Annotated in this window: 10 protein-coding genes; 4 read left to right on the forward strand and 6 right to left on the reverse strand. The window is 53.5% G+C overall.

Annotation, left to right across the window (positions count from 1 at the left end):
* Positions 1–83 precede the first annotated feature (83 nt).
* On the forward strand, positions 84–398 hold the full coding sequence (locus tag Q3Y66_RS04975) for an antibiotic biosynthesis monooxygenase (RefSeq protein WP_008958264.1): 315 nt from the start codon (positions 84–86) through the stop codon (positions 396–398).
* Here the strand turns inward: Q3Y66_RS04975 and modF are convergent.
* Together modF and ilvC are read right to left on the reverse strand one after the other, a co-directional pair.
* Positions 395–1,897, reverse strand: coding sequence for a molybdate ABC transporter ATP-binding protein ModF (modF, locus tag Q3Y66_RS04980; RefSeq protein ID WP_008958263.1), 1,503 nt, complete (start codon positions 1,895–1,897; stop codon positions 395–397). The two genes, Q3Y66_RS04975 and modF, sit on opposite strands and share 4 nt — an antisense overlap.
* A gap of 118 nt (positions 1,898–2,015) precedes the next feature.
* On the reverse strand, positions 2,016–3,488 hold the full coding sequence (gene ilvC, locus Q3Y66_RS04985; RefSeq protein WP_008958262.1) for a ketol-acid reductoisomerase: 1,473 nt from the start codon (positions 3,486–3,488) through the stop codon (positions 2,016–2,018).
* 230 nt (positions 3,489–3,718) lie between these two features.
* Between ilvC and ilvY the strand changes: the two genes are divergently transcribed.
* Positions 3,719–4,597 (forward strand): HTH-type transcriptional activator IlvY, encoded by an 879-nt coding sequence (gene ilvY, locus Q3Y66_RS04990; RefSeq protein ID WP_008958261.1) that lies wholly within the window; start codon positions 3,719–3,721, stop codon positions 4,595–4,597.
* Positions 4,598–4,669: 72 nt separating this feature from the next.
* Here ilvY and Q3Y66_RS04995 read toward each other — a convergent pair whose 3' ends face one another.
* From Q3Y66_RS04995 to Q3Y66_RS05005, 3 genes are all read right to left on the reverse strand, one after another.
* Entirely contained in the window at positions 4,670–4,801 is a 132-nt protein-coding gene (locus tag Q3Y66_RS04995; RefSeq protein ID WP_008958260.1) for a putative transporter small subunit, read from the reverse strand.
* 71 nt (positions 4,802–4,872) lie between these two features.
* Positions 4,873–6,525: a sodium:solute symporter family protein gene (locus tag Q3Y66_RS05000; RefSeq protein WP_008958259.1), complete on the reverse strand. Its 1,653-nt coding sequence runs from the start codon at positions 6,523–6,525 to the stop codon at positions 4,873–4,875.
* Between the two features lie 340 nt (positions 6,526–6,865).
* A complete protein-coding gene (locus Q3Y66_RS05005) occupies positions 6,866–7,426 on the reverse strand; it encodes a manganese efflux pump MntP family protein (protein ID WP_008958258.1) in 561 nt (186 codons plus the stop codon).
* A gap of 685 nt (positions 7,427–8,111) precedes the next feature.
* Between Q3Y66_RS05005 and Q3Y66_RS05010 the strand changes: the two genes are divergently transcribed.
* Entirely contained in the window at positions 8,112–9,431 is a 1,320-nt protein-coding gene (locus Q3Y66_RS05010; protein ID WP_337998525.1) for a GGDEF domain-containing protein, read from the forward strand.
* Here Q3Y66_RS05010 and Q3Y66_RS05015 read toward each other — a convergent pair.
* Positions 9,428–10,387 carry an AraC family transcriptional regulator gene (locus Q3Y66_RS05015; RefSeq protein WP_008958256.1) on the reverse strand — a complete coding sequence of 320 codons (960 nt, stop codon included), beginning with the start codon at positions 10,385–10,387 and terminating at the stop codon, positions 9,428–9,430. The genes Q3Y66_RS05010 and Q3Y66_RS05015 overlap by 4 nt on opposite strands.
* 453 nt (positions 10,388–10,840) lie before the next feature.
* Here Q3Y66_RS05015 and Q3Y66_RS05020 point away from each other — a divergent pair, with 453 nt between their 5' ends.
* A complete protein-coding gene (locus Q3Y66_RS05020) occupies positions 10,841–12,028 on the forward strand; it encodes an efflux RND transporter periplasmic adaptor subunit (protein ID WP_008958254.1) in 1,188 nt (395 codons plus the stop codon).
* The last annotated feature ends 2 nt before the right edge of the window (positions 12,029–12,030 follow it).

Genomic DNA, 12,030 nt, shown 5'->3' on the forward strand with positions numbered 1-12,030 from the left:
GTGCCACCCTTGATGGACGATGAACTCAATGAGATTTTCAGCTAATCTCGATTAACGCAGACGTAACGCAAGCAGAGGATTGAATGGCCATCGCTAACACCCCCAGCCCACCTTATTACGCGGTTATTTTCAGCTCTGTGCGCACCGAGGGAGATAATGGCTACGGGGCCATGGCTGACAGAATGCTGGCGCTGGCTTCCGAGCAGGAAGGCTTTCTGGGTATTGAGTCAGCGCGTGAGGAGGTGGGTATTACCGTGTCGTACTGGGCAAGCGAGGAAGCCATCAAGCAGTGGAAGCAGAACGCTGAGCATCTTGAAGCTCAGCGCCTGGGGCACAAGGTGTGGTACGCCGAATTTAAAGTCCGTGTTGCCAAGGTCGAGCGGGCTTATGGCATCTAGTGATTCTTTTCCAGCGCTAAATAGTGCTCGATACCTGAGATCTGGTCTTCCGCGTGGTGGTTGACGTAGAGCACGGTGGTTTCTGAGCCTTGGCAGATTTTTTCGATCAGGGCGAGCACGAGTTGGCGGTTGATGTCGTCCAGGCCAAGGCAAGGTTCGTCTAGAATCAGCAGGGGCGGATGTTTGACCATGGCGCGGGCAATGAGCAGTAGGCGCTGGTCGCCGTAAGAGAGCTTGTTAAACGGCTGGTCGGCGCGGTCTTGCATACCGAGTAGTGCGAGCCACTGGTAGGCAATTTTTTTCTGGCTGTCAGAAGACTTGGTGTACATGCCGATGCTGTCGTAGAAGCCGGAAATAATCACGTTTTTGCAGCTGGTGCTCACCCGATATTCCCACTGCAGGTTAGTGGAGACATAGCCGATGAACTGTTTAACCTGCCAGATGCTTTCGCCGTTACCACGCTGGAAACCAAACACGAAAATATCGTTGGTATAGCACTGCGGGTGATCGCCGGTGATCAACGATAAAACGCAGGTTTTGCCGCTACCGTTAGGGCCACTCAGTTGCCAATGCTGGCCCCGTTCTATCGTCCAATCCAGCTTATCGACAATCACCGTGTCGCCGTACTGGATGGTCGCTTGGGTTAGTTTGACTAATGGCTGGCTCGGGTCGAGAGCGGGTAGCTTATTGGTGGGGTCGGCCTCCGGCACGCTTAGGTCGGTGGTTTTTAAATGCAGTAATTGGTAAAGCTCATTGAAGGCGGCGTCGTCCTGACGGTCAACCGTGAGCTTTAGGCGGCCTTTGTCTCCACGCTGTTTATCTGAACGGTCTTTATCGCCACGCTCTTTATCTAAGTAGGCCACATGGGTGATGAAGTCCGGCATTTCATCAAAGCGGTTCAGCACCATGACCATGGGAACTGCGTCGATAATAGAGGCTAGGTGTGCTTGCAGCATCTTGAGCGTGTCGGCATCTAACCCATCGAAGGGCTCGTCTAAAATAAGTAAATCAGGCTTGTTGGCCAGTGCGCGAATCAGCATGACTTTACGCGTTTCGCCGGTGGATAGTTTGCGGAACGCGCGATCGAGCAGTTTGCTTAAGCCAAATTTTTCGACCAGGGATTGGGCAAGTTCAGTGTCTTGGCAGTGGTCGAAAATCATTTCACTGACGGGGGTGCCGAGTGAAATGACGTCCATAATGTCGGCGTCGTCTTTCTTCAACTCTTGGGCGATGAGCTCCGCCTGGACTTCAAAAGAGACGATTTCCACATTGTTGGGAAGGCCTTGAATGCTTCCGCTCTGAATGTCACCAATGCCCGCAAGGGCAGCCGCTAGGGCGGATTTACCTGCGCCGTTGGGGCCAGTGATAACCCAGTGTTGTTCTGGCGTAATGGTCCAATCAATCTCGCTTAGCGTGAAACGATCATCAAAGCTGACCGTCGCTTTTGTTAGGCGGATATGGTCTAGGTGAATATCGTCTAGGCGGGTTAACGAATCCATTACTCTCTTCCTTACGCTGTTCTAGGAGCAAAAAAGCCGAGCATATCGTGATGATATCTCGGCTTTTTTTGGCGGCCTAGGTGTTGAAGACCTGAACGTCTATCGGTTAATCAGGCGATTAAACGATTTTTTTCATGTCAGCCATGTAGCCACGAAGAACCGAGCCAACGGCTTCTACGGGGTGTGAACGAAGGGCGGTGTTAACTTCGATCAGACGTGCGTTATCAACGCCGTTGTCGTCTAGCGAAAGCCCTTTACCGATCACGTCGGATTTGATGCCTTTCATAAAGTCTGCCAACAGCGGCACGCAGGCGTGGTTGTAGAGGTAGCAACCGTATTCTGCGGTATCAGAGATCGTCGCGTTCATTTCGTACAACTTCTTACGCGCGATGGTGTTCGCGATAAGCGGCGTTTCGTGTAGCGACTCGTAGTAAGCAGACTCAGCGATGATGCCCGCCGCTGTCATGGTTTCGAAAGCAAGCTCAACGCCAGCTTTCACCATTGCTACCATCAAAATGCCGTTGTCGAAGAACTCTTGCTCAGTGATTTCGACATCACCAGCGGGGGTTTTCTCGAAGTTGGTTTCAGCGGTTTCGGCGCGCCATTTTAGCAGGTTCGCGTCATCGTTCGCCCAGTCTTCCATCATCGTTTTAGAGAAGTGGCCGCTCATGATGTCGTCTTGGTGCTTGTTGTACAGCGGACGCATGATGACCTTTAGCTCTTCAGAAAGATCGAACGCTTTGATCTTCGCTGGGTTAGAAAGACGGTCTAGCATGTTCGTTACGCCGCCGTACTTCAGCGCTTCGGTGACTGTTTCCCAGCCGTATTGAATCAAACGTGAGGCGTAGCCCGGGTCGATACCTTCTTCGATCATCTTGTCGAAGCACAGCAGTGAGCCCGTTTGCAGCATGCCGCAAAGGATCGTTTGCTCACCCATCAGGTCTGATTTCACTTCCGCGATGAAAGAGGACATCAGTACGCCCGCTTTGTGGCCGCCCGTACCGACCGCGTAGGCTTTGGCGAGCGCAAGGCCTTCGCCTTTAGGGTCGTTGTCTTCGTGAACAGCGATCAAGGTGGGAACACCGAAACCGCGCACGTATTCAGCGCGAACTTCAGACCCTGGGCACTTCGGTGCCACCATGATGACGGTTAGGTCATCGCGAATTTTCATGCCTTCTTCTACGATGTTGAAACCGTGAGAGTAAGACAGGCAGGCGCCTTCCTTCATCAGCGGCATCACTGCGTTCACTACCGAGGTGTGCTGCTTATCGGGTGTGAGGTTCAAAACAACGTCTGCAGTGGGGATCAACTCTTGGTAAGTACCTACTACAAAACCGTTTTCAGAAGCGTTTTTCCAGGACTGGCGCTTTTGCTCAATGGCTTCCGGGCGCAGTGCGTAAGAAACGTCCAGGCCGCTGTCGCGAAGGTTCAAACCTTGGTTAAGGCCTTGTGCGCCACAGCCGATCACCACCATTTTTTTGCCTTTTAGCGCTTCGACGCCATCAGCAAACTCGACGGTGTGCATGAAACGGCATTGCGCAAGCTGAGCCAATTGCTCGCGAAGCGGTAAGGTATTGAAATAATTAGCCATCGTTAGCTTCCTAATTTTGTGATCAATGTGTCGATGTAAGGTACACCGATATTAAAAAGGGTGACACCGTCGCTAGTGGTGAGCGCTAGCGGTATGTGATGAGAGGTAATGTATACAAGTGTGACTCTTTCTTAAATTGATATATTTGCAATATCACGTCCCATTTTTAGAAACAGTTGGTTAGTATTCGGACACCGCCATGAACGCAGTCGCGGAGCGCCGACGTTATTATGAATATTAAACTGTTAAAGCAGTTCCTCGCCCTGGCAGAAACGCTGCATTTCGGGCGCGCCAGCGATGAGTGCCATGTCAGCATTTCTGCGCTGTCGCGCAACATTCGTCATTTAGAAGACGAGCTGGGTGTGCCGCTGTTTAATCGCGACAACCGGACCGTAGCGTTGACCCAGGAAGGCCAGAAGTTTCTTAAATACGCGCGCGATACCAGCAGCCAGTGGAACTTGATCCGCCATGAGTTAACCGACAACGCTGATCAATTAAGCGGTGAAATCAGCTTGTACGGTTCCGTCACCGCGAGTTACAGCTTTCTATACGAGCTGCTGCGCCGCTTTCGTATTGCCTATCCTGGGATTGAAATAAAGCTGCGCACGGGAGATCCGGAACACGCGATTGCGCATGTGCGGGACGGTAAAGAAGACCTCAGCATCGCGGCACGTCCCGCCAACCTACCTCGCGGGTTAGGCTTTAAGCCCATTGCGACGTCGCCGCTGTTATTTATTGCGCCGCTTGAGCAGCAAGTGCCGAATGTTCCCACGACCTCGCCAACCGCATCGGAAGAGTGGGCGAATATTCCGATGATTTTATCCGAGAGCGGTGTCTCAAGAGCGCGTGTGGACGAATGGTTTCGCCAACGCGATATCGCCCCGCGCATTTATGCACAGGTGACGGGAAATGAGGCGATTGTGAGTATGGTGAGCTTGGGCTTCGGCATTGGCGTGGTGCCAAAAATTGTGCTCGATAACAGCCCATTGAAGGATCGTATTCGGGTGCTCGACGTGACGCCGGAGCTGGAACCCTACGATATTGGCTTGTTTACGTTGAAGAAAAACTTAAAAAATCCGCTGGTCGATGCCTTTTGGAGCTTAATGTAGGCCTGTAAGTCACGGCAGTCCTTTGCCGCACTTACTCCCCCTACTATTGCTGTTCATCAATGAATAGCTATGTCACACCAGCTCGCGCTTATTGCGTCGTGCAATGCGGATGTCTTTGACGGTGGCGATGCCGATGATCGCGAATATGGCGAGTGATATTAACGGCCAGATCAGTACGTATAACGCCAAGATAAAGGTTTGCATGCGCTTTCCTATTGCTTGGCTGGTGCGCTTGGCGCACCAGCGGATGAAGTGATTCTAGCGTGACGCTGGGCTTAGCCTTGAGTCGCAGGCTTGGCCGGGTCGTAGTTGATCACTTTTTGATTAATCTGCGTGAAGTCGAACTTATTGGAACTCATCAGGCTGACGCCGATACAGACAATGGTGCTGACGCCGTAGGCCATGAGTGAAGCCAGTAGCACCGTGTAGTCCCGCAGGAATCCGACGCAGAAATAGGCCAGCACGATGGCGCAGAGTGCACCGAAGATCACACCCACCCGGCGTCCGCAGAACCCGAAGGCCATCAAGCCGAGCACCACACCACCGCCGACGGCGGCGAGTAGTTCGAATAGCCCGCCGACTACGCCGACCAAGGGCAGCAACTCAAATCGTGCGACGCAGAACATCACTAGGCCCGCGATCACCGCAGAGGTGAAGGCCTTGTTAGTCACTCGATCCCAGAAGCAGCTGGCGATAACCGGGAACACGATCGCGCCCCAAAGAGCACCAACAAAGACCAGCATGATCAGTATGTCCATCGAGAAGCTGGCGAGAATCACCCCAATCAGCGTTGCAACGATCATGGTCAGCCTGCCGATAAACAGCATCTTGGTCGGGTCAGGTTTGTTTTTGGCGATGTTCTTGCCGTACACATCGGCCATCACAATCGCCGACATGGCAGAGAGGTCCGAGTCAGCGGTAGAGGAGAGCGAACCGATGACCAGGATAAAGAACAGCCCGATAAACACCGGCGAGAGGTACATCGAAACCATCTGCGGGATCAGGTTGTTCATGTCGCCACCAATGGGCTCCATGCCGGTCATCAGCGCCATCAAGCCAATCATGCCAAGGCCAATGACGATCGCACCGTAACCAATGGTCGCGGTGATAAAGGTCGGTTTGATATGGTCTTCACGCACGGCAAATAGCCGCTGGGAGATGGTCTGGTTACCAATCGCGTAAGCCAGCACCGCCACAAAGAAGGGCGCACCTTGATTGAGAATCGCGTCCATCGAGAACAGGTTGGCTTGTTCTGGCGTAAGGAGACTCATGCCGTCTGACAACGTTTCTGGGCCGCCGAGGGCAAACATCACCGCTGGAATAATCAGAATGGCCACGGCCATCATCGCCATTAGCTGAGCGAAATCCGTCAGCACCGAGGCGCGAAAACCTGACCACAGCGTATAGGAGAGCACCCCAACCCCGGCAATAATCACACCGGCCTGGAACGAGAGGGGGGAAAGCACCGAGACCAGCGCGCCGGAAGCGGTGAAGTTCACCATCAGACTGATGATGCTACCCAGAATGTTGGAGGAGGCGAGAATCAACTGGCTGGAAGAGCCATGGCGGGCGTGGATCAGCTCACCGAGGGTGTGGGCATTGGGCGCCAGTTTGCGAAAGCGACGACCAAAGGGATAGATGAACAGAATCATCAACGCGCCCCATAGGCCATAGTGCAAAGGGCCGGAAATACCGTAGGTGTAACCTGAGGTGGCCGCGCCGTAGAACGAGGCCGCCCAGATCCAAGTAGCGGTCATGCTGGCAGCGCCAAGGCCAAAGCCGATCTGGTGGTTGGACACCATAAAGGCGTCGGTATTTTCCTTTTTCTTCTTAATCAGCAGGGTCAGCAGGTAAGTGCCGCCATAAAAAGCCGCCAGTAAGGCGAGCACAGTCAGAGTAGAGAATTGATAGAAATTTTCTTCGTTCATTGAATACCCGTAGGCTTTGCAGCCCTAGCATCCTAAATAGCAACCACAGTTCCCTTTACGGGGTGGCCGCGACAGGACGTAAGTAAAAAACAGAACATCTTTCTAGGTATGTCTGTAGCGAGATGAGACTGCGGTTGGCAGCCTGGTCGTGCAAGTTCAGGCGTTGGAAGCGCCTTAATAGAGGGGCCGGATTAAACGCGCGCAGAAAGCTGCAATAAAGCAGCAACAAAGCGCTGAGAGGATCAATCCGGATGGCTACCCTACTCCCTAAGGCTTGAACAGTACAGGTAGACGCGCTAACGAGCTGGGGAAGTAGGAAGCCTGGAGGGGAGGGAATTCTTCAAAAAAACGCGGTGTGTTCTGCCAATACTGCTAAACCAATACCAATCAATACGACGCCGCCAATCAGCTCCGCCCAGTGGCCAACAAACTTGCCGAGTTTGTGGCCCAGGAAGGTGCCCATGGAAGCCATGACGGTGGTGGCGAGGCCAATCGCTAAGCTGGTGGCGATAATGTTGGCATCAATAAACGCAAGGCTGGCGCCCACGGCCATGGCATCAATACTAGTCGCCGTGGCGGTTAACACTAATAACCAGAGTGTTTGTTTGCGCTGTTCTATCTTGTCGTCTTTCTTGAGCCCGGCATACATCATATGTAGGCCAATAATCGAGAGCAGCGTAAAGGCCACCCAGTGATCCCAGGCCTGCACATACTGCTGCGATGCCTTACCCGCCGCCCAGCCAAGCACTGGTGTTATTGCTTCAATCACGCCAAATACCAAGCCAATACCAATAGCATGCCGGAAACGAGGCTTTTGCAGCTCGGCGCCTTTGCTGAGAGAGGCCGCAAAGGCGTCTGCCGACATGGAAACGGCCAGGAATAGCAGGGTGATAGGCGTCATGAAATATGCACTCGCTCACTGAAAAAAGTACCGCGTAGAATCCCGTCAGTATGAAAGCAGAATCCATACTTGAGTTTAATCGTCGGGTATTTAATAGTGCTGAATCCTATCAGCTTTTAATAAACAAACAAGGTGGTTTTATAAAAATAAAGTTTGAAATAGCGAACTAACATAGCCTTGGCTAACAATGTGTGTGCTAGCTGATTTTGTTGCCTTTTTTAATCTTATGCCTGCTCTGGTTAATCGGGCAGTATTTCCTTTTAATATTTAAGTTAGTGTTAATCATTTGGTGGATTTTTAAATCATAGTTTAAATTTTCAGATAGTCGCTTATGTGTGGTTTTTAAATTAATGAAATTAAGCACAGTTGTTTAGGTTCTCGTTGTTCAAACACTGGGTAGTCACCACCGAGCAGACAAAATCATGCTTCGACATTGGGTGCTCGTGCTAAAGTAGCCACTCACTGACTTACTAACGCTTTCTGTTAGCATGCTGAGCATGGTTGAAACAGGGATATTAAGTGAAAATTCGCATGAAGCGGGCATTTTACTTGATCTTTTCTGTTGTTAATTTGAGCTAAATAAGTAGAGATTAATATGCGATTAGCGGCGTTTATTCGGACTGAAATAGAGGCGATCCTGCTTGATTGGGAAAGATTTTCTAAGACCCTCTATCATGCTAAGAATATGGACAGGGACAGTCTGCGCGATCATGCCAAGGAAATGCTGTTGGCGATTGCCGCTGATATCGATTCACATCAGGATGAGTCCGCACAGGCTGCTAAATCGAAAGGGGACGCGCCAAAGGGTGAGGAAGAGACTTGGGCAGAAGTGCACGGAGGGGACCGCCAGAACAGCGGCTTCACCGTTATTGAAACGGTATCTGAGTTTCGGGCGCTGCGCGCGAGCGTGGTGTCGCACTGGAGTAAAGCGCACCCAACACTTGCGGGCCGACGGCTTGAAGATCTCACCCGTTTCCATGAAGCGATAGACCAGGCCGTCGCTGAATCATTGGAGCAGTACGCTACCGAAAAAGAGATGGAAACCCGCCTGTTTGGCGCCATTCTACTCGCATCGCCCGACCCAATTTACGTGCTGGATCTCGACGGTCGGTTTATCTATGCCAATAAGGCCACTGCCGATTTGTTCGCGATGGCGCCTGAGGCGATTATTGGTAAATCCACGTTTGATCTTGGCTTTTCCTTTGCCTCTGACTTTCAGCGCAATTTGGATAAGGTCATTGCTGAACAGACTACTTTTCGCGGTAAGTTTGCCCACACCTTTGCTTCTGGCCAGGGTGAGCGGTTCGAGTATCTACTTGCCCCCGTGCTTGATGAACAACAAGACACTGAAGCGACGGTGTGCATTTCCCGCGATATTACTGAGCAGGCCATTGCGGAAGAGAAAGCATGGCATAACGCCCACTACGACCTTTTGACCGGCTTGCCGAACCGGCGCCTTTTTCTGGACCGGTTGGAGCAGGAAATCAAACATGCCAAGCGCCGTAGTCGGCCTCTTGCGCTGCTCTTTATGGATCTTGACGGCTTTAAAGACGTCAACGACTCGCTTGGCCATGAAGCGGGGGACCGCATACTGTCTGATGTGGCGGAACGCCTTGCCGACTGTGTGCGAGCCAACGATACGGTTGCCCGTCTAGGTGGGGATGAATTTACCGTGATTCTCACCGGCGCCGAGCAGCGCAAAGATGTCGAGCTTGTGGCGCAGACGATCATCGATGCCCTGGCGATGCCATTTCACATGGGGCAACAGCGCATTCAGATTTCCGTCAGCATTGGGATCGCTTTTTATCCTGACGTTGCCTCCACTCCCGATGCGTTGTTAGAAGCCGCGGATCAGGCGATGTATCAAGCCAAAAAAGCCGGTTCTAATCAGATGTGTTTTTACGACACGTTCGATAAAACAGGTGCCGATGCAGCCAACGTTTGCCTGCAGAGTGAGTTTGCTTCCCTACCAACTGCGTTAGATACCCATAACGCTGCCGACTAAGCGGGCAGCGGCGCTGCTCCGGCTGCACGCAACTGGCTAACATCTGCCCGCGGCGGGGCACCAAACATGCGGCTGTATTCGCGGCTGAAGTGGGAGGGGCTTTCATAACCTACCCGGTAGCTGGCAGTGGCTGCTTCCAACCCTTCGGCCAGCATGAGCCGCCGCGCTTCATGTAGGCGTAGCTTCTTTTGAAACTGTAGCGGCGACATACGGGTGACTTGCCGGAAGCTGTGGTACAGGGTTGATTCGCTCATATTGGCGACTGCCGCCAGCTCGCGGATTTTTAGCGGCTGGGCGTAGTGCTCATTAAGAGCGTAGATGACCCGCGCAATGCGGTTAGCCTGGGAGTCCGAGGTGGTAAACCGGCGCATGTGAGGCCCCATTGCACCCATCAGTGCCCGATAGATCAGCTCACGACGGGCTAGGGGCGAAAGCACCTTAATATCTTCAGGGGCGTCGAGCAGGCTTAAGAGCCGGTAAAGCGCGCTCTGCATACGTGAATCCATGGGGGCCGACTTTAAACCGCAGTCCATCTCGGGGCAGATAGCATCATTCCCCGCGGGCGGTGCTGTGTCGCCCAGTTCTAGTATCAGTCCCGCTACCTCCTGAGGATTCACCGAGACCTTAACCGCCAGGTAAGGGCGCTCGGGAGTCGCATGGTCAATCCTGCCTACCACCGGTAGATGAACGGCGCTCGCCATGTAGCTGGGGCCGGTGTAAACGATCTCCTTGTCACCCAATAGCACGGTCTTGCTGCCCTGAATGACAAAGCACAGGCACGGCTCGTATACGGCACAGTGAAAGCTGGTGGGGGCGTCAGCACGCACGAGTTGCACTTCGGCAATCGCCGTATCCTGGAGCTCTTCCAAGGGCGTCCAACGGCGGGCGATTTGGCTCAGCTGCTGGGGCAGGCTGTCGCTGAAATGGGCGATCTGCTCAGGTACGATAACGGTCAATGGCTCTCCTCCCTAACAGCTCGAAGTATATGCCTTCGCTTTACCAATCGAAGGCTTTTTCATGTGTTTTTGCAGGTTCAGGCAAGCACCTCGCAGAAACCGGCAATCCACGCTGTGTGTCATCAGACCTTCATCAAGCTCAGGCGCGGAAATAGCGCTTTATCTTGAGTCGCCCGCCTTGTTAATGCTTTCACCCGCCACGGCAGAATTAGGCAATCTTCCCGCAGAAACCCGCTACCTCGAATGCGTTCGTGTCGCCTATGTTGAGTAACGTCCGGTTGACAGTAAGCCACTGCTCGATCATGCCAGCCCATTCAGCCCTCCTGATAACAATAAACGACTGTCGATTCTGACGCTGCGTAAACGACTAGTTAAATCGTCAACCGCCTGCGCGGTGCGAAATGTACAACGAACGCTGCTATCGGTTTTCGGTAGCCACTGGAGCAAGTCATCATGGGAAGTCTGTCTCAAAGAAGCCGTTTTGCAAGCAGCCGGGCGGTGATTCTGTTTCTGCTGCTAACGGCCTTGTTGACCGGGTGCGAGGCCAAAAGTGAGGAGGCAGCAGCGCCTGCTTCTCCGCCGCCGCCGGAAGTCGACGTCGCGGAAATCGTCGCTCAGCCGGTGGTCTTGAGCGAGTCGTTTACCGGGCGGGTGGAAGCGGCTGAAACGGTTGCGTTAAGAGCCCGGGTGAGTGGCTATATTCAGGAAGTGGCGTTTGAAGAGGGCGAACTGGTCGAGCAGGGGGATCTGCTGTTCCTGATTGATCAGCGGCCTTATCAGGCCCGTGTTGGTGCTGCCCAGGCGGATCTTGCTCAGGCCAAGAGCCAACTGGCTCAGACTGGCAGCGAAGCCGAGCGCGCCAGGGTATTGCTGGGGCGTCAGGCCATTTCCCAAGAGGTGCACGACCAGCGTCAAGCGGCACTGAATAATGCTCGCGCTATGGTGGATGCCGCCGAGGCAGCGTTAGATACCGCCGAGCTAGACCTGGAATACACCCGCATTACGGCGCCGGTCAGTGGTCGTGCCGGTCGGGCAATGGTAACCCGCGGCAATCTGGCCAACGCCGATCAGAGCCTTTTGACCACGCTGGTGAGCATCGATCCGGTGCATGTCTATTTCGAGGCGGACGAACAAGCCGCGTTTGCCAGCCAGACACTGCTAATCGGTGATATGCCGAACAGCCTCACCATTGAGTTGGGCGGCGACCCGCAGCGGCAACACGCAGGCGCCTTGGACTTTATCGACAACCATTTGAACCCCAATACGGGAACTCTGCAGTTCCGAGCGGTGCTGGCCAACCCTGATGGTCGCATCCGGCCTGGGGAATTTGCGCGGGTCGAAATGCCGATAGCGCGTTTAGAGCAGGCGCTGCTGGTGGATCGCAAGGCGGTATTAACCGACCAGGATCGCCGCTACGTTTATGTGGTGGATGCCAATAACCGCGCAGAGCGGCGCCAGGTAACCACCGGGCGCCAAGTGGCAGAACAAACCGTCATCACTGAAGGGCTCACCGCCGGTGACCGAGTGATCGTTAATGGGGTGCAAAAAGTCTTTATGCCGGGTATGGAAGTCGCCCCTCATAAGGTGGCTGATGTACCGCCGGTGAACGCTCAGCCCACCATTGCTGCCAGGGAAGATTAACC

It is taken from the genome of Halomonas sp. HAL1, from assembly GCF_030544485.1.
Taxonomy (GTDB): Bacteria; Pseudomonadota; Gammaproteobacteria; order Pseudomonadales; family Halomonadaceae; genus Vreelandella; species Vreelandella arctica.